The sequence below is a fragment of the Streptomyces sp. NBC_00388 genome (assembly GCF_036061255.1).
Taxonomy (GTDB): Bacteria; Actinomycetota; Actinomycetes; order Streptomycetales; family Streptomycetaceae; genus Streptomyces.
The window spans coordinates 4,829,311-4,845,673 of the sequence record NZ_CP107948.1; the positions used below are offsets into that span (position 1 = coordinate 4,829,311).

Annotated in this window: 17 protein-coding genes; 8 read left to right on the forward strand and 9 right to left on the reverse strand. The window is 70.8% G+C overall.

Going from position 1 to position 16,363, the window contains the following annotated elements; translation table 11 throughout:
- The first annotated feature begins 205 nt into the window (after nt 1-205).
- A complete protein-coding gene (locus OG917_RS21740; RefSeq protein ID WP_328319268.1) occupies nt 206-964 on the forward strand; it encodes a SigE family RNA polymerase sigma factor in 759 nt (252 codons plus the stop codon).
- A 180-nt stretch (nt 965-1,144) separates the two neighbouring features.
- Here the strand turns inward: OG917_RS21740 and OG917_RS21745 are convergent, their stop codons facing one another.
- A complete protein-coding gene (locus tag OG917_RS21745; protein WP_328319269.1) occupies nt 1,145-2,065 on the reverse strand; it encodes a DUF5753 domain-containing protein in 921 nt (306 codons plus the stop codon).
- A 101-nt stretch (nt 2,066-2,166) separates the two neighbouring features.
- On the reverse strand, nt 2,167-2,403 hold the full coding sequence (locus tag OG917_RS21750; protein WP_328319270.1) for a DUF397 domain-containing protein: 237 nt from the start codon (nt 2,401-2,403) through the stop codon (nt 2,167-2,169).
- Nucleotides 2,404-2,594: 191 nt separating this feature from the next.
- On the opposite strand from OG917_RS21750, the gene OG917_RS21755 reads away from it, so the two are divergent.
- Together OG917_RS21755 and OG917_RS21760 are read left to right on the forward strand one after the other, a co-directional pair.
- Complete coding sequence (locus tag OG917_RS21755) at nt 2,595-3,230, forward strand: ATP-binding protein (protein ID WP_328319271.1); 636 nt, start codon at nt 2,595-2,597, stop codon at nt 3,228-3,230.
- Nucleotides 3,231-3,275: 45 nt separating this feature from the next.
- A complete protein-coding gene (locus OG917_RS21760; RefSeq protein WP_328319272.1) occupies nt 3,276-4,136 on the forward strand; it encodes an SAM-dependent methyltransferase in 861 nt (286 codons plus the stop codon).
- Nucleotides 4,137-4,173: 37 nt separating this feature from the next.
- On the opposite strand, the gene OG917_RS21765 is transcribed toward OG917_RS21760, so the two are convergent.
- Nucleotides 4,174-4,821: a uridine kinase family protein gene (locus OG917_RS21765; RefSeq protein WP_328319274.1), complete on the reverse strand. Its 648-nt coding sequence runs from the start codon at nt 4,819-4,821 to the stop codon at nt 4,174-4,176.
- A 131-nt stretch (nt 4,822-4,952) separates the two neighbouring features.
- On the opposite strand from OG917_RS21765, the gene OG917_RS21770 reads away from it, so the two are divergent.
- On the forward strand, nt 4,953-5,333 hold the full coding sequence (locus OG917_RS21770) for a hypothetical protein (RefSeq protein WP_328319275.1): 381 nt from the start codon (nt 4,953-4,955) through the stop codon (nt 5,331-5,333).
- 135 nt (nt 5,334-5,468) lie between these two features.
- Here OG917_RS21770 and OG917_RS21775 read toward each other — a convergent pair whose 3' ends face one another.
- The 4 genes from OG917_RS21775 to OG917_RS21790 form a co-directional block, all read right to left on the reverse strand.
- Nucleotides 5,469-6,365 (reverse strand): aldehyde dehydrogenase family protein, encoded by an 897-nt coding sequence (locus OG917_RS21775; RefSeq protein ID WP_328319276.1) that lies wholly within the window; start codon nt 6,363-6,365, stop codon nt 5,469-5,471.
- Nucleotides 6,365-7,828 (reverse strand): aldehyde dehydrogenase family protein, encoded by a 1,464-nt coding sequence (locus OG917_RS21780; RefSeq protein ID WP_328319277.1) that lies wholly within the window; start codon nt 7,826-7,828, stop codon nt 6,365-6,367. The genes OG917_RS21775 and OG917_RS21780 overlap by 1 nt, the downstream gene beginning before the upstream one ends.
- A gap of 5 nt (nt 7,829-7,833) precedes the next feature.
- On the reverse strand, nt 7,834-8,856 hold the full coding sequence (gene deoC, locus OG917_RS21785; protein WP_328322074.1) for a deoxyribose-phosphate aldolase: 1,023 nt from the start codon (nt 8,854-8,856) through the stop codon (nt 7,834-7,836).
- Nucleotides 8,857-9,039: 183 nt separating this feature from the next.
- Nucleotides 9,040-9,687, reverse strand: a complete 648-nt coding sequence (locus tag OG917_RS21790; RefSeq protein ID WP_328319278.1) for a PH domain-containing protein — start codon at nt 9,685-9,687, stop codon at nt 9,040-9,042.
- A 205-nt stretch (nt 9,688-9,892) separates the two neighbouring features.
- On the opposite strand from OG917_RS21790, the gene OG917_RS21795 reads away from it, so the two are divergent.
- Both OG917_RS21795 and OG917_RS21800 read left to right on the forward strand, forming a co-directional pair.
- A complete protein-coding gene (locus tag OG917_RS21795; protein ID WP_328319279.1) occupies nt 9,893-11,176 on the forward strand; it encodes a M20 family metallopeptidase in 1,284 nt (427 codons plus the stop codon).
- Between the two features lie 300 nt (nt 11,177-11,476).
- Nucleotides 11,477-13,003 (forward strand): hypothetical protein, encoded by a 1,527-nt coding sequence (locus OG917_RS21800; RefSeq protein WP_328319280.1) that lies wholly within the window; start codon nt 11,477-11,479, stop codon nt 13,001-13,003.
- Between the two features lie 125 nt (nt 13,004-13,128).
- On the opposite strand, the gene OG917_RS21805 is transcribed toward OG917_RS21800, so the two are convergent.
- On the reverse strand, nt 13,129-13,872 hold the full coding sequence (locus OG917_RS21805; RefSeq protein WP_328319281.1) for an alpha/beta hydrolase: 744 nt from the start codon (nt 13,870-13,872) through the stop codon (nt 13,129-13,131).
- A gap of 196 nt (nt 13,873-14,068) precedes the next feature.
- On the opposite strand from OG917_RS21805, the gene OG917_RS21810 reads away from it, so the two are divergent.
- Together OG917_RS21810 and OG917_RS21815 are read left to right on the forward strand one after the other, a co-directional pair.
- Complete coding sequence (locus OG917_RS21810) at nt 14,069-14,476, forward strand: winged helix-turn-helix transcriptional regulator (protein ID WP_328319282.1); 408 nt, start codon at nt 14,069-14,071, stop codon at nt 14,474-14,476.
- A gap of 304 nt (nt 14,477-14,780) precedes the next feature.
- A complete protein-coding gene (locus OG917_RS21815) occupies nt 14,781-15,686 on the forward strand; it encodes a carbon-nitrogen hydrolase family protein (protein WP_328319283.1) in 906 nt (301 codons plus the stop codon).
- Nucleotides 15,687-15,893: 207 nt separating this feature from the next.
- Here OG917_RS21815 and OG917_RS21820 read toward each other — a convergent pair whose 3' ends face one another.
- Entirely contained in the window at nt 15,894-16,199 is a 306-nt protein-coding gene (locus OG917_RS21820; protein WP_328319284.1) for a hypothetical protein, read from the reverse strand.
- Nucleotides 16,200-16,363: the final 164 nt, after the last annotated feature.

The window sequence follows — 16,363 nt, forward strand, 5'->3', positions numbered from 1 at the left end:
GCCCCCGTTACGGCGGAGGAAGCACCGTGGAGGCTGTCGCGTGCCCCCGGGGGCGCCGCCTCCGTCACCTCCGGTGTCACTCAGGTCACCTCCCGCCACAGGCCTTGTGACGCGCCTGTGACAGTCGACAGACAACCCGATGAAACTGCGGAGGCAAGCTCTTCATCAACAGACCGAAGCACGACTCCACGACAGGGGGCGCGAGATGAACTCACTGCACAGCAACAACTCCGGCGCAGTAATCACGCGGCTCCACGACGTGGTGTCAGCACGGAACACCGAGAAGTCCGGTGCCGCGGGAGGGCGGGGGTGCTCTCGTGGCACCGGGCGTCAGCACCCGTCGTACATGACGGTCGTCGACGCACCGGCGGCGGTCGCGAAGGCGGCCGTACCGCGCCAGGCGGTGGCGTACGGGGAGACCGCGGGGGAGCGGTCCTCCGCGTCGGAGGCGGAGTTCACCGCCTACGTGCAGGAGCGCCGCGCCTCCCTGTACGCCACCGCCTACCACCTGACCGGCGACCGCTTCGAGGCCGAGGACCTGCTCCAGAGCGCGCTCTTCTCGACGTACCGAGCCTGGGACCGGATCAGCGACAAGGCGGCGGTCGGCGGGTATCTGCGCCGCACCATGACCAACCTGCACATCAGCGCATGGCGCCGGCGCAAGCTCAGCGAGTACCCGACCGAGCAGCTCCCGGAGACGGCGGGCGACACGGACGCGATGCGCGGCACGGAGCTGCGCGCGGTGCTCTGGCAGGCGCTGGCCGGGCTGCCCGAGACGCAGCGCACCATGCTGGTGCTGCGGTACTACGAGGGCCGTACGGATCCCGAGATCGCGGAGATTCTCGACATCAGTGTCGGCACGGTGAAGTCCAGCATCTGGCGCTCGCTGCGCCGGCTGCGTGAGGACGACGTCCTCAGCTTCGGCCGTGACGAGCAGGAGTCCTTCGGCGAGCTCGTCGCCTGAGGGATCGGGGGGCCGCCGTTCCGGGGGAGACGGCGGGTGTCACGGGGCGGGGGCCCGGGGGACACGGGGGAAGAGGAGCAGGGCCGGACGGGCCGGGGGGGCCTGTCCGGCCCTGCTCCGCTGTCCTGGCGGGTCACGGCCCGCCTCGTCCTCACCGCCAGGGCCGGGCTACGGATACGCCTAGGCCCGGTACGTCCGGTCGAGGAGCTCCTTCAGGAACGGGCGGGCGTCCTGCGGCGGATCCGCCTCGGTGACCAGGCGGTCCATGATCAGGGAGTACTGGTCGATCTCCTCCTGCTTGTCCAGGTAGACCGCCCCGGTCAGCTGCTCCAGGTAGACCTTGTCGGGGAGGTCCGGTTCGCTGAACCGAAGGATGGTGATGGGGGTGCCCGCCGCCGCCATGGCGCCCACGCTGAACGGGGCTATCTGCAGGGTGACGTTGGGCAGTTCGGCCGCTTCGATGAGGTGTTCCAGCTGCCCGCGCACCACCTCGGCCCCGCCGAAGGGGCGGCGCAGGACGGCCTCGTCCACCACCGCCCACAGCGTGGGCGCCTGCGGGCGGGTGAGCAGCTTCTGCCGCTCCATCCGCAGGTCGACCAGCCGGTTCACCTTGGACTCCGGGGCGCTCGGGTATCCGAGGCGGGTGACGACCCGGGCGTACTCGGGTGTCTGGAGCAGGCCGGGGAGGAACTGCACCTCGTAGGTGCGGATGAGCGAAGCGGCCTCTTCCAGGCCGACGTGCAGCTCGAACCAGCTCTCCAGTACGTCGCTGTACCGGTGCCACCACCCCGGCAGGTTGGCCTGCCGGGTCATCTCCAGGTAGTCGGCCCGGGACGGCTCGTCCAGTACCCGGTAGAGGGTCAGCAGATCGATGACATCGCGCTGTTTGAAGCCGACCTGGCCGCGTTCGAGCCGGGTGATCTTGGCGTCCGACGCGCGGATGGCCCGCCCCGCGTCCACGCGAGAGACCTCGCGTTCCTGCCGGAGGCGGCGCAGCCGCGCCCCGAGCAGGATGCGCAGGGCGGTCGGGCCGATGTGCTGGTGGTCCAGGTACCGCCTTATCGAAAGCTGTTCACTGCTCGGCCGCTGTATGGCGGTCATGCCAACTCCCGTAGGGCGACTGGACGTACACGAGGAGTGCCAGTGTTCCATCCGGCACCGGGCCGCGTACAGCAGCCCGGCGTCCACCGCCACCCAAGGCCTCAGGTGGACAGTGCGTCGAACTCGCCGTCCTTGGCGCCGGCGACGAACGCGGCGATCTCCGCACGCGTGTAGACGAGCGCGGGCCCCTGCGGGTGACGGGAGTTGCGCAGCGCGATGCTGCCGTCGGGGAGAGCGGCGACCTCCACGCAGTTGCCTCCCGGCGCACTGTGGCGGCTCTTTGTCCAGTTTGCGTTGTCGATCAGATCGGATCGTGTCCCGTTTTCTATCTGCCGCATGGTGACCACTCCTCGTCGTGGTGCGCACGTCTGACCAGGCCTCATGCATATGCAATTGCATCTGCACTTGCCGTGGCAATTGCGTCAGCCGGAACTGTAATTGCAGATGCAGTTGCGGCACCATCCTCCGGAGGGGGATAGTGGGCGCCGATCACCCCCACGTGACGTCTGGCTGCTCCTCGGAGATCGCGATGACATCCCGCTCGACCGGTTCATCAGGTGCCTTACCCGGGCCCACCGTTCACCGACTGCTGGGGCAGGCGTCGCGCGACGCCTTCCGGCACGAGGAGGCGGAGGCCGCGTCCGCCGGCTTCACGGCCCGCGCCCTGCCGGCCTGCGGCCAGGCGGTGGGCGAAGGACGCCGGTTCACCGGATCCCTGCTGCGCTCCTGGTCGTTGAGCCCGCTCGTCGACAACGCGGCGCTGATCGTCTCCGAACTCCTCAGCAACGCCCTGCGGTACGGGCTCGGCGCCCTCCCGGCCCGGACCGGCCACGGCCAGGACGTCTGGCTCGGACTGCTGCGGCGCCGCGGGACCGTTCTCTTCGCGGTCTGCGACCCGAGCTCCGCCGCCCCGCGGCTCAGGGAGCCGGACTTCCTGGCCCAGTCCGGCCGGGGTCTGCACATCATCGACTGCCTCAGTGAGGCATGGGGCTGGACCACTCCCGGCACCGATGGCAAGGCGGTCTGGGCCGCGGTCTCCTGTCCGGCCGGCTCCGACGGTCACGACATCCCGCCGGCCGGGGAGTATCCGGCGGCGGCCCGGTGGGCGGGGCCCGTGATGGGGCCGGTCGCCCTGCGCCGGCCTGCCCGGGGGCGAACGGTCTAAGGTCGTACGGGAGTTGATCCAAACGTGCGAAAGGCTGGAGACCCGATGGGCGATGCGCAGGAGTGGATGACGCAGGGAGACGTGCGGGAGCCGGTCGACCTGAAGACGGACCGTCCGCACGCGGCCCGGGTCTACGACGTCCTGCTGGGCGGCAAGACCAACTACCCGTCGGACCGGGCCATGGCCGAACAGGTGGTCGCCAACGTGCCGTCGGCGCGGCTGACCGCCCTGGCCAACCGTTCGTTCATCCACCGGGCGACCCGGTACCTGGCGGCCGATGCCGGTATCCGGCAGTTCCTGGACATAGGCACCGGCATACCGACGTCGCCCAATGTGCACGAGATCGCGCAGGGCGTGGCCCCGGACAGCCGCGTGGTCTACGTGGACAACGACCCGATCGTGCTGGCGCATTCACGCGCACTGCACATCGGCCACCCCGAGGGGCGGACGGCGTACATCGAGGCCGACGCCGCCGACCCGGACGGGGTTCTGGCCGCCGGAGTGCTGCACGACACGCTCGACCTGAGCCGTCCGGTGGCGCTGAGCATGTGTCTGCTGCTCCACTGGCTGCCGGTCGACGCCGACCCGTACGCGGTCGTCCGCCGGCTGGTCGGGGAACTGGCGCCGGGGAGCTGTCTGGTGATCACCCACCTCGCACGTGATCTGGACCAGGACGGCTCCGGCGGCCTGGAATCGGACTTCAAGGCCTCGGGCTCGCAGCTGAAGGCCCGCACCAAGGACCAGGTGGCCCGGTTCTTCGACGGCCTGACGCTGGTCGAACCGGGAATCGTCCCCCCGAACCGCTGGCGCCCCGAACCGGTGGTGGTGGAGGTCGGCAGCGCCGACACGAACACCGACGAGTACACGGCGCCGGTCTGGGCCGGCGTCGCGGTCAAGGACAGCTGACCGGCGGGACGGGCCGACGCCCCGCCAGGGGCAGGACTCAGACAGGCCGGACGGTACCGACGGGCCCCGCGCTCATGGAGGGGGCCCCGGCCGCCGCCAGGCGGGCCAGCGCCTCCTGCTTGTCGCACGGACAGGCCCCCAGCGCCGACTGCCGCGCCACGATTCCCCGCTCGGCCCGCATCAGCCGCCACCCCCGCCGCAGCAGGAACGGCACGGACTTCCGCCCCTCGCGCAGGTCGCGCATCAGCCGCCGCCGGAAGGTGGTGGAGGGCCGCCCGCGCAGGCAGAGCGCGTCCGCCAGCAGGCCGAGCTCCTGGCACCGCCGCACGATGTCGGCGGCGAAGATGCCCTCGGCGACGAAGACGGGCGCCGGGCCGATGTCGAGCGCTTCCCGGTCGACGCGGGCGCTGGCGGAGAGGTCGTACACGGGCACGGTCGTCCGGCCCGTGCGGCACAGCTCCTGGATCGCGCCGACCGCCGCGTCCGCGTCCCACGACGCGGGGGAGTCCCAGTCGATGTCCGCGCTGCCGGGGACCTGCGGAAGGGTCGGATCGTCGCCCTCCTTGTAGAAGTCGTCAAGGCGCAGCAAGGGCAGGCCCGAACGCTCCGCGAGGGACGACTTGCCGGATCCGGAGGGGCCCGCGAGCAGGACGACGCGGGTCTGTATGGACTGGGAGGAACTCACGGAAGAACATTCTCCCGCATCGAGCGGTCCGTGCTACTCCCAGGAGTGAGGTTCCCGGCGGTCGTTGGAGCGGACACCCCTCAGGAACTACGCTGGGTGCGCATCCGATTACTCTGCGAGTCAGGAATCTCATGGCAGCACATGCAGCGCACCCACCGCGGCGGAACTCCCTGCTCCGTATCGGCATCGCCGTCTCCGTGACCGGCGCGGCCCTCGGGATGGGTGGTGCGGTCGCACAGGCCGCCACACCCGCGGCCACCGGCACCGCCGGGCCCACGGCGGTGCTGGGCAGTCTCGGCCCCTCGCCTGTCCAGGTCCTGACCGGGGCGGTCGGTCACGCCACGGCGCCGGTCGCCGCCCTCCAGCTCGACCCGCTGGCCAAGACCGGCGTCGACCCGCTGGACAACGCCGTCGGCACCCAGATCGCCGACTTCAAGCCCGTCTCGACGGCCCTGCTGACCTCCCCGCTGACCAGCGGCGGCGCGCTCAAGGACCTGCTGCCCGGCAGGTGACCGGCCGGCCGGGCCGGGTCCCGGTACGGGAAAGGCCCCCGGCCGCCGCCGGCACCGGAGTGCAGCGGCGGCCGGGGGCCTTCGTGCGGTCGTTCCCGTACCGGCTCTGCCGGCTCCGCAAGAGGGGCCGGGGGCTCAGTAGGAGGAGCCCGAGACGCCCAGGGCGCCGGTCGGATGCCAGACCGTCTTGGTCTCCAGGAAGGCCGTCAGCCGGTCCGTGCCGGGGGCGGCCGTGAAGTCCACAGCCTGTGGACGCAGGACCCGCTTCAGATTGTCCGCGGCGGCGATCTCCAGATCGCGGGCCAGCGCGGTGTCCGCGCCCGTCAGGTCGATGGCGTTGACGTCCTGGTGGGCGGCGAGCGGCGCGGCGATCTCCGCTGTCCTGCCGGACAGCACATTGACCACTCCGCCCGGCAGATCCGACGTCGCGAGCACCTCGCCGAGCGAGAGCGCGGGCAGCGGTGAGCTCTCGGCGGCGATGACGACCGCGGTGTTCCCGGTCGCGATGACCGGGGCGACGACCGAGACGAGGCCCAGGAACGACGACTCCTGCGGGGCGACGACCACCACCACTCCGGTCGGCTCCGGGGTCGACAGGTTGAAGAACGGGCCCGCGACCGGGTTCGCCCCGCCCACGATCTGGCCGATCTTGTCGGTCCAGCCCGCGTACCAGACCCAGCGGTCGACCGCCGCGTCCACCACGGCGCCCGCCTTGGACTTGGAGATGCCGTCGGCGTCCGCCACCTCGCGTACGAACTGGTCCCGGCGGCCCTCCAGCATCTCGGCGACGCGGTAGAGGACCTGGCCCCTGTTGTACGCGGTCGCGCCCGACCAGCCGCCGAACGCCTTGCGGGCGGCGACGACCGCGTCGCGCGCGTCCTTGCGGGAGGACTGCGGGGCGTTGGCCAGCCAGTTGCCCTTGGAGTCGGTCACCTCGTACACGCGCCCGCTTTCGGAACGGGGGAACTTGCCCCCGACGTACAGCTTGTAGGTCTTGAAGACGCTCAGCCGGTTCTGCTGCTCGGTGCTCATCAGCGCTTGCCCTCCGGGCTCGACGGGGCGAGGTACGCCTCCAGGCCGTGCCGGCCGCCCTCGCGGCCGTAGCCCGATTCCTTGTAGCCGCCGAAGGGCGAGGTCGGGTCGAACTTGTTGAATGTGTTGGCCCACACCACACCGGCCCGGAGCTTGCTCGCGACCGCGAGGATGCGCGAGCCCTTCTCCGTCCAGATGCCGGCGGACAGGCCGTACTGCGTGTTGTTGGCCTTGGCGACGGCCTCGTCGGGCGTACGGAACGACAGCACGGAGAGGACCGGGCCGAAGATCTCGTCCCGCGCGACGGTGTGGGCCTGGGTGACCCCGGTGAAGAGCGTCGGGGCGAACCAGTAACCGGACGAAGGGAGTTCGCACGCGGGCGACCAGCGCTCCGCGCCCTCCGCCTCGCCCGTCTCCACGAGCTTCTGGATGCGCGCGAGCTGCTCGGCCGAGTTGATCGCACCGATGTCGGTGTTCTTGTCGAGCGGGTCACCGAGGCGCAGCGTGGAGAGCCGCCGCTTCAGGGCGTCCAGCACCTCCTCCTGCACCGACTCCTGGACCAGCAGGCGCGAGCCCGCGCAGCAGACCTGCCCCTGGTTGAAGAAGATGCCGGTGACGATGCCCTCCACGGCCTGGTCGACGGGCGCGTCGTCGAAGACGATGTTCGCGCCCTTGCCGCCCAGCTCCAGGGTGACCTTCTTCTCCGTACCCGCGACGGAGCGGGCGATGGCCTTGCCGACGGCGGTGGAGCCGGTGAAGGCGACCTTGTCGACGTCCGGGTGCCCGACCAGCGCGGCTCCCGCGTCCCCGTAACCGGGAAGGATGTTGACGACGCCCTTCGGCAGGCCCGCCTGGCGGCAGATGTCCGCGAAGAACAGGGCGCTCAGCGGGGTCGTCTCGGCGGGCTTGAGCACCACGGTGTTGCCGGTGGCGAGGGCCGGGGCGATCTTCCAGGCGAGCATCAGCAGCGGGAAGTTCCAGGGGATGACCTGGCCCGCCACGCCCAGCGGCCTGGGGTTCGCTCCGAACCCGGCGTGGTCGAGCTTGTCGGCCCAGCCCGCGTAGTAGAAGAAGTGCGCGGCGACCAGCGGGAGGTCCGCGTCGCGCGTCTCCTTGATCGGCTTGCCGTTGTCCAGGGTCTCCAGGACGGCCAGCTCGCGCGAGCGCTCCTGGATGATCCGGGCGATACGGAAGAGGTACTTGGCGCGCTCGGAGCCGGGCAGCACCGACCACGTGGTGAACGCCTTGCGGGCCGCCTGCACGGCGCGGTCCACGTCGGCGGTGCCCGCGCGGGCGACCTCCGACAGGACCTCCTCGGTGGACGGGCTGACGGTCTTGAAGACCTTGCCGTCCGCCGCCTCGGTGAACTCGCCGTCGATGAAGAGCCCGTACGACGGGGCGATGTCGACGACGGAGCGCGACTCGGGGGCCGGCGCGTACTCGAATGCGGATGAGAGAGCCATGGTGATCAGTCCACCGTCACGTAGTCGGGACCGGAGTAGCGGCCGGTGCTGAGCTTCTGGCGCTGCATCAGCAGGTCGTTCAGCAGGCTGGAGGCGCCGAAGCGGAACCAGTGGCTGTCCAGCCAGTCGGCTCCCGCGGTCTCGTTGACCAGTACCAGGAACTTGATCGCGTCCTTGGTGGAGCGGATCCCGCCCGCGGGCTTCACGCCGACCTGGACGCCGGTCTGTGCGCGGAAGTCGCGGACCGCCTCCAGCATCAGCAGGGTATTGGCGGGGGTGGCGTTGACCGCGACCTTGCCGGTCGACGTCTTGATGAAGTCCGCGCCCGCCATCATGCCGATCCAGGAGGCGCGGCGGATGTTGTCGTACGTCGACAGCTCACCGGTCTCGAAGATGACCTTCAGCCGGGCGGCTGTCCGGTCGGCCCTGACGCACTCCGCCTTGACGGCCTGGATCTCCTCGAACACCGAGAGGTAGCGGCCGGAGAGGAAGGCGCCCCGGTCGATCACCATGTCGATCTCGTCGGCCCCTGCCGCCACGGCGTCCCGCACGTCGGCGAGCTTCACCGGCAGCGCGGCGCGGCCCGCCGGGAAGGCGGTGGCGACGGAGGCGACCTTCACGTCCGCGCCGTTCAGCGCGGCCTTCGCGGTGGCGGCCATGTCCGGGTACACACAGACGGCGGCCGTCATCGGGGCCGTGCGGTCGGTGGGGTCGGGGTGGACGGCCTTGGCGGCGAGCGCCCGGACCTTGCCCGGGGTGTCGGCGCCTTCGAGCGTCGTCAGGTCGATCATCGAGATGGCCAGGTCGATGGCGTACGCCTTCGCCGTGGTCTTGATCGAACGGGTGCCGAGGGCGGCGGCGCGCGCTTCGAGGCCGACGGCGTCGACGCCGGGCAGCCCGTGCAGGAAGCGGCGCAGCGCGCTGTCGGACGTGGTCACGTCGGCGAAACCGGTGGCGGAGGAGGCGTCTCCCTGGCGGGAGGCTTGTCCTTCGCTCGGGGCGCCGGGGGAGGGGGCGGTGGTGGGCATGGTCACCAGAGGAGCATATCTACGCGCGTAGCGACCTGTACAGGGGGAGGGACGGACCGGCTCGGCGGGAGGGCCCGCAGGTCCGGCCGGGGCACGGCTCACTCGCCGGTCGTCGCCGGTCCGCGCGGCCGGATGCGCGGACCGGGCCGGGGCGGTCTGCCCCGGCCCCCAGGCCGGCCCCGGTCAGCCCACGGCCAGCAGTACGGCGAGCAGGACGGCGCCGGCCACACACGGGGCCATGAGCTCGTACGCCCAGCGGATCTCGGGAGGGCCCTGCGCGGCCGGCCGGTCCTTGCCGGTCTCCGCGAGCTGACGCAGCTCGATGACCGTCTGGTCGGAGGGGGCGCGGCCCTGGTCGGCATCGGCGCCCTGGGCGAACGGATTGCGGTTCTGGCGGCGCTCGGCACCCGGCATGGACGCCCGCATCTGCTGGACATTGGCCCTCTTGCGGCGGCGCAGCGACACGGGGACGGCCCAGAGCTGGTACTTGCGGCTGCCCGCGAAGACCTCCGTGGAGTACGCGGCACGGAAGTCGTCGACGCACGCCCAGGGGAGCGTGATCGAACGGAACGGGTTGCGGATCTTGAGCCGGTCGGCACTGGCGTACACGGCGGGCCGCAGCGTGAAGGCGGTCACCAGCGGGATCACGAAGAGCAGCCCGGCGAGGGCCAGCCAGGGGGTGTTGCCGTGGCCGTTGACGAGGGCGTCGATGCCCAGCCAGACAGCCAGGGCGAGCAGCAGCACGCCACCCGCGATCCCGGCGAGGGACCGGTAGACACGGTCGGCGTAGACCGGGCCGGGGGGCTCAGGCGTGGGGTGCTCAGGGGTCATGCCCCCGATTCTGCCTGACGGGCCGGCCGGGGGCGGGCGCCAGGGCGGCCGGTGCCGGGCCCCGGGGCCCCTCCCGTGCTCCGCGCACCCCTCGCTCACGGGCTCGGCGGCGAGGTGCGGATGACAGCCCGGCCGGAGCTGGCCACGATGGTGAGAGTGCAGGACCGGCCCGGTCCATGCCCTCCCTCGCCCGGGAAGGACCCCCATGACCAGCACTTCCGCCTCCGATGCCGTCCTCGGTGGTCTGGACGGCATCCGCGATGATCTTGAGGACTTCTACCGTGACCTGCACGCCCATCCCGAGCTGGGGCTGGCCGAGCACAGGACCGCGTCACGGGTCGCCGGGCGGCTGCGGGACTGGGGGTACCGGGTGACCGACGGAATCGGCGGTACCGGTGTGGCCGGCGTCCTGGCCAACGGTGAGGGGCCCACCGTGCTGCTGCGCGCTGACATGGACGCGCTGCCGGTGAAGGAGGACACCGGGCTGCCGTACGCGTCGACGGTGACCACCAAGGACGCGGACGGGGTGGAACTGCCGGTGATGCACGCCTGCGGTCACGACACCCATGTCACCTGCATGCTCGGCTTCGCCCGGCTGATGGCCGCGTCGCCGCACGCCTGGCAGGGCACGCTGACCGTGCTGTTCCAGCCCTCGGAGGAGAACGGCGACGGCGCCGACGCGATGGTCGACGACGGTCTCACCGACCGGATCCCCCGCCCCGACGTGGCCCTCGCCCAGCACGTCCTGCCCTATCCGGCGGGCTATGTGGGGGTGCGCCCCGGGTCGTTCCTGGCGGCGGCCGACAGTCTGCGCATCACGCTGTACGGGCGCGGCGGCCACGGCTCCATGCCGCAGTTCGCCGTCGACCCGGTGGTGCTCGCGGCGCTGTGCGTGGTGCGGCTCCAGACGGTCGTCTCCCGGGAACTGGCCGCCACCACGCCCGCCGTGCTGACGGTCGGCAGCATCCAGGCGGGTGCGAGCCCGAACGTCATCCCCGGCAGCGCCGTCATCCTGCTGAACGTCCGCACGTACGACGAGACGACCCGCCGCCAGGTACTGGACGCGATCGAGCGCTGTGTCCGTGCGGAGGCGACCGCGTCCAACGCGCCGAAGGAGCCGGACATCGAGCACATCACCTCGTTCCCGGCCACGGTGAACGACGGGGATGTCGCGGAGCGGCTGGCGAAGGCCTTCACTGCGCACTTCGGCGACGACGCGGGCACGATCGAACTCCAGACGGCCAGCGAGGACTTCAGCCTGATCCCGGGCGCCTTCGATGTGCCGTTCGCGTACTGGGGCTTCGGCGGCGCCGACCCGGAGAAGTTCGCGAAGGCGGTCAGGGACAACACGGTGGCGGAGGACATCCCGGTCAACCACAGCCCGCAGTTCGCCCCGGTGATGCAGCCGACCCTGGACACGGGGGTGACCGCGCTGACGGTCGCGGCGCTGGAGTGGCTGGGCCCGGGTGCGTCGGGCAAGGACGGCTGACGGGGTACCGGCAGGGCACGAGCGGCGGTCACGACGGGCACGAACCGGTGCACGGAACCGATGCGGGACGAGGAAACCTTCCGCGAGGGTCCGAGGACAGTCAATACTGTGAGGAAAGCAAGGCCCCGCCGGATGCCCCGACTTGCCACGCACCCGGTGTCAGAACGAGCACGGAGGATCCCGGTGGGTAACACTGCTTTCGGCAGCCGTACGCGGCAGCCGGCCGTTTCGCGGCCCCGGCCTGTCTCACGCGGCGCGGAGAGCCTGGCCGGAGCGCCGCACCTCCATGGTGTCGGACCGATGATGGGGTCGATACAGGCGCTCGCCGGAAACAGAGCCGCGTCCGCCGTCGTCCAGCGTCTCGCGGAGGACAGCGAGGCGAAGGCGTCGGGTGAAGCGACGGGCAAGCCGAAGGCGTCGGGTGAACCGAAGGCGTCGGGTGAAGCGACGGACAAACCGAAGGCGAAGTCGCGTACCGGGCTGAACATCCGGGAGAGGATCGCCGCCGCGCTGGAGCGGGCCAACAAGCACCTCGACGTCCTCGACACCCTCGTCCTGCGCGGTCTGGTCCCGGCAGACGCGGAGATGAACTGGAAGGCGTCGCAGACCTCCGACACGCACCTGTCGGAGCAGGTCGGCGTCTCCTCCGCCGTGGCCGCCGCCGAGATGGGCGTCACCGACGGGGTCACGGCGGTCAACAACGTCATCGACGCGCGCAAGGCGTACAAGGAGTCCAAGGAGAACCCGGCGGGTCCCTCCTCCCACGCCCCGCGCAAGAAGTTCCCCTCCAAGGTGCTCGACGGTATCCAGAACCTGGCGACGTTCAGCTCCGACGTCATCGGTGTCGCCAAGAACTCCCTGCACGCGGAGGCCGTCGTGACGGCAGCGGGTGTCGCTGAGGCCGGGGGCGGGGTGATCGGCGTCGTCGCGGGCGCCAAGAGCGTCCGGGCGGCGCGCCGGTTCGGGCTGACGACGCAGAAGCACCGGGCCGTCAAGAAGATCGATGTGCCCTCGCCGGTGGACGACCGCGAGCTCACCCGCCTCCGCGAGGCGGAGGTGGAGAGCCACTGGGCGCTCGCACAGGCCTACGTCGAGTTGGAGCGTGCCCACGACGGCGACGGGGACGGCCTCTCGGACCGTCTGGGCGCCGCCCTGGACCGTGCCAGTAACGCCTTCTCGACCATCGAGAAGGCGGCGGGGGACGTGAAGAAGGCGCAGGACACCAACGTCCTCAACACCACCCGGGACTACGCCCAGGCGAAGCAGCGCAACAAGCTCTGGAAGCAGGGGGTCGGCGCGGTCGGAGACGGTGCCAGGTCGGCCGGCGGCGCGGTGACGATCGCAGCGGCCGCCACCGGCGCGCTGGCGAGCAACCCGGTCGGCTGGGGCCTGGCCGCGACAGCGGCGGGGCTGCTGTTGTCGGTCACCGCGTACAAGGCCGGACGCGCCGGCCAGAAGCGCTACGAGGGCGCCCGCCACCCCGAGCGCTGGGCCCCGGAGGCGGAGGAGGGCGGCCCGGCCCTCGCCGAGCCCGCCTCGCGCCCCGACGCCCTCAAGGAAGCGCTGAAGTTCTGGAAGAAGGCCGAACACAGCAAGCGCGATGCCATGGCGCGCAGCCTCTACGGTCTTGCCGCAGGCCCGGCGGTCCCGGCCGGTCAGAGGACCTCGCCGGTGCTGCGCGCCTCGGCCCGCGAACTGCTCGTCGCGCTGAAGGCAGGCCCCGCGAACCTGCGCATGACGCCGGAGGAGTGGGCGCAGTCCCTGAACGAGCCGGCCGACGCCGAGAAGTGGCAGAAGGAGATCTCCAACCAGCTCGCGTCGAGCTGAGGACTGTCCCGTCGGCGGTCCCCGGCGTGCTGGACGGCTCTCGTCGCCGGCCTCGTCCGAGGAAGCTCTCGCGCTGCGCCGGCAGGCTGGCGGCGGCCGGGCACCGCGGGCGGGCAGGCCCAGGCTCAGGCTCGGGCTCGGGCTCGGGAGAGCTTGAGAAGCAGTTCACTGAGTTCGCGCGGCATGGTGATCATGCAGTCGTGGCCGGTCGGCAGCTCCCAGACCTGAGCGGCGGTGCCGTTTGGCTGGACCGGGGGGACGGGGCGGCGGGTGATGCCCGCAGGTGTGGCCCCGACATTGTGGATGTGCGTGCGCGGGATCGCGTTCGCGGCCGGGTTGTCCAGTCGCACCGGCTGTTGCAGGCAGCGCACCGGCTGGTCCGAGAGCATCCCGCGCAACCAGGCGACGTCCGCCGGGTCCGTGACGCCGAACAGGCCGAAGGGGGCGGGTTGTTCGGGCATGGGTGGCACGCGCCAGCCGCTTCCGGAGTTCTCGGCCATCTCGATCAGCTGTTGTGTGACGGGCTGGACGTCGACAGCGGACTCGCCGTCCTCCGGGACCATCGCGTCGAGGTGGACCAGGTGCCCGATGCGTTCCGGAATCCGGTGGGCCGCGGAGGAGATCACCAGCCCCGCGTAGCTGTGGCCGACGAGTACGACATCGCGGAGGCCCTTCTCGGTGACCAGCCCGACCACGTCGTCGACGTGCGTATCGAGCCCCACCTCAGGACCGAGCAGGTGCGCCTTGTCGCCGTAGCCGGTCAGGGACGGCGCGAACACCCGGTGCCCGGCAGCCTCCAGCAGCGGCACCACCCGCTCCCAGCACTGTCCGGTGTGCCAAGCGCCGTGTACCAGCAGGAATGTGGACATGAGGGATCAGTCTTCCTTCGCAGAAGTAACAGCACGACCAGGAGGTCACGGTCACGCGCAGGTTGCCGCCGGTCCGCGGCCCAGGCGGTTATCTTTCGTGCCCCGGTACTCTTTGAGTACTGAGTGCATGCTGGTGCAGACAGTGCACCGCAGGCAATAAGGCACTTTTCGGTGCCCCGGTTCTCTGGAGGTAACCATGGGCGCGCCACACGGCGACCAGCGGCCTGCGGCGGAGTCCGGCGACGCGTGCCGGACCCGGGTGGTACTCGGCATCGTCGGGGACAAGTGGTCGCTGCTTGTCGTGCGCAACCTCCGGGACGGACCGCGGCGTTTCACCGAGCTGAAAAGGGCCATCGACGGGATCAGCCAGCGCATGCTCACCGTGACGCTGCGCAGCCTGGAGCGCGACGGAATCCTCACCCGCACCGTTCACAACGTGATGCCGCCGCATGTCAGCTACGAGCTCACCGAGATGGGCTTCACCCTGCGCGAGGCCACCGCACCCCTGCTCGAATGGAGCGTCGCGCACCTCGCCCGTATCGACGACGCCCGCGCCGCCTACGATGCCCGTGCCGCCCGCACGGATCCGCCGGTGGCCTCGTAGCGGGACGGTTGACGGAGCTGGTGGGCGGCGGCAAAATGACGGATTGCGTGGCCTACGCCGAACCTCCCGCGACCGTCCCCAGCACGGTCTCCCATGGGGGGCAAAGGGATTAGCGTCTCAGGTCGCTGTCGCAGCCCGACCGCCTCGGGCGAGGTCGCTGGGGGAGCCGTCGCTCAAGGCGTGGAAGGCCGCGATGACAGCCCGCAGGAACTTCAAGCGCCAGGTGCGCGCCCGCGCCGCCAGGACCGGTGAGTCCTACACGTCTGCCCTCCGGCACTTCCGTCCGACTCCATCTGGAGACGTCATGTCGGAAGCAACGAACCCCCAGAGCGTGCGGCTCGCCGTCGCGCAGACGCCTGTTCGCGAGGACCCCCGCGATGTTGACGCACTGCGGGAGAGCGGCCGCCAGGTCCGCGCGCTGATGCACGAGGCGAGCACTCGGGGCGCGAGGATCGTGCACTTCCCGGAAGGCGCGATCTGTTCTCCCCACAAGCTCGTCATGTCCGCCGACGGCCCGGACCTGGTCGGCCCGGCGGACTGGGACCGGTGCCAGTGGCCGGTTCTGCAAGCAGAGCTGACCGCGATCGCCGGGTTGGCACGGGAGTTGCGGCTGTGGACAGTGATCGCCTCGGTGCACCGTTTGACCGGGTCGAACCGCCCGCACAACAGCCTCTACGTCGTCTCCGATCGCGGCGAGGTCGTCACGCGCTACGACGAGCGCCTGCTGTCGAACACGAAGGTGTCGTACATGTACTCGCCGGGCGTCTCACCGGTGACCTTCGACATCGACGGTGTGCGCTTCGGCTGCCTGCTGGGCATGGAGATCCACTACCCGGAGTTGTTCGCCGAATACGAGAGGCTGGACGTCGACTGCGTCCTGTTCTCCACGACCGGTGTCTCCCCGGGGAACGCCGCCGCCCAAGCCCAAGGCCACGCTGCGGTCAACAGCTACTGGGTCAGCTTCTCGGTGCCCGCAGAGCACAGCGCCACCGCACCGTCCGGCGTCATCGCGCCCAACGGCGACTGGTTTGAGCGGTGCCCCGCGGACGGCTCGCCGTCCGTAGCCGTCGTGAACCTCGACGACAGTTCCGAGGCCGCCGCCGAATCCGTGGCCCACGCGCGTCCCTGGCGTCGTGAGTCGCGCGCGGGCGTCTACACCGGGCACCAGGTGACCGACCCCCGCAGCGAAGACCGGACCGCGGCCTTCTAGAACAGAAGCGGAATGCGAGGGGTTCGCGGGCAGCGGATGCCTCCCGCCGCGAACCCCTCGCATTCCGAGGTGGGGGGCGGATTGCTGTCGGTGGTCGTGACCGGCCGCCTCAGAGCCTGAGGCATCAGGGCTGCCCGTGTTCCGTCTGCCCCTCTGCCAATCAACTGGTTTTTTTCAGAAGGAGGATGGAGCAGGAAGAGCTGTTACTCAAGTGGTGCGCTCGCCGTTGCCGGAGTGGACCAGGTTCCGGAGGTGATCTACGGCCGTTCGGAGGGATTCCAGCTCTGCCATGCGTTCCGCGTTCCGTTCGGCGAGCGCAGCGTTCAGCCCGGCGAAGAACCGCGTGCGGTACGCCAGGTCCGTCTCTATCCGTTGCAGTTCGGCGAACAGGGCTGGCAGCTCGGGCCGTTGTGGAGTGAGCGTGCGCAGGCGCATGATGCGGGGGAAGCGCCGCCGCAAGAGGGCCTGCACGACCCCTGCGGCGAAGACGAGCCGGATCAGCGAGAGCGTCACGGCTGCCCTCCGTGTTCGGCCTGTTGGTGTCGCTTGCGCAGCACACGGCAGTCGGTTTCCCTGCTTGCGTCGTGCTCGGCCCTGGCGACGGCTTCGGCGAGGCCTAACTCCTGGCATCTCAGGCAGGGTTCGGGATCGGACCGGCCGCGCGGAGGGGTCCCGGC

Coding starts and splice junctions, on each gene's coding strand:
- OG917_RS21755 (WP_328319271.1), top strand. CDS start 2,595: ATGACATCCCGCTCGACCGGTTCATCAGGTGCCTTACCCGGGCCCACC.
- deoC (WP_328322074.1), bottom strand. CDS start 8,856: ATGCCCACCACCGCCCCCTCCCCCGGCGCCCCGAGCGAAGGACAAGCC.
- OG917_RS21815 (WP_328319283.1), top strand. CDS start 14,781: ATGTCGGAAGCAACGAACCCCCAGAGCGTGCGGCTCGCCGTCGCGCAG.
- OG917_RS21795 (WP_328319279.1), top strand. CDS start 9,893: ATGACCAGCACTTCCGCCTCCGATGCCGTCCTCGGTGGTCTGGACGGC.
- OG917_RS21760 (WP_328319272.1), top strand. CDS start 3,276: ATGGGCGATGCGCAGGAGTGGATGACGCAGGGAGACGTGCGGGAGCCG.
- OG917_RS21805 (WP_328319281.1), bottom strand. CDS start 13,872: ATGTCCACATTCCTGCTGGTACACGGCGCTTGGCACACCGGACAGTGC.
- OG917_RS21800 (WP_328319280.1), top strand. CDS start 11,477: ATGATGGGGTCGATACAGGCGCTCGCCGGAAACAGAGCCGCGTCCGCC.
- OG917_RS21775 (WP_328319276.1), bottom strand. CDS start 6,365: ATGAGCACCGAGCAGCAGAACCGGCTGAGCGTCTTCAAGACCTACAAG.
- OG917_RS21745 (WP_328319269.1), bottom strand. CDS start 2,065: ATGACCGCCATACAGCGGCCGAGCAGTGAACAGCTTTCGATAAGGCGG.
- OG917_RS21750 (WP_328319270.1), bottom strand. CDS start 2,403: ATGCGGCAGATAGAAAACGGGACACGATCCGATCTGATCGACAACGCA.
- OG917_RS21740 (WP_328319268.1), top strand. CDS start 206: ATGAACTCACTGCACAGCAACAACTCCGGCGCAGTAATCACGCGGCTC.
- OG917_RS21780 (WP_328319277.1), bottom strand. CDS start 7,828: ATGGCTCTCTCATCCGCATTCGAGTACGCGCCGGCCCCCGAGTCGCGC.
- OG917_RS21790 (WP_328319278.1), bottom strand. CDS start 9,687: ATGACCCCTGAGCACCCCACGCCTGAGCCCCCCGGCCCGGTCTACGCC.
- OG917_RS21770 (WP_328319275.1), top strand. CDS start 4,953: ATGGCAGCACATGCAGCGCACCCACCGCGGCGGAACTCCCTGCTCCGT.
- OG917_RS21810 (WP_328319282.1), top strand. CDS start 14,069: ATGGGCGCGCCACACGGCGACCAGCGGCCTGCGGCGGAGTCCGGCGAC.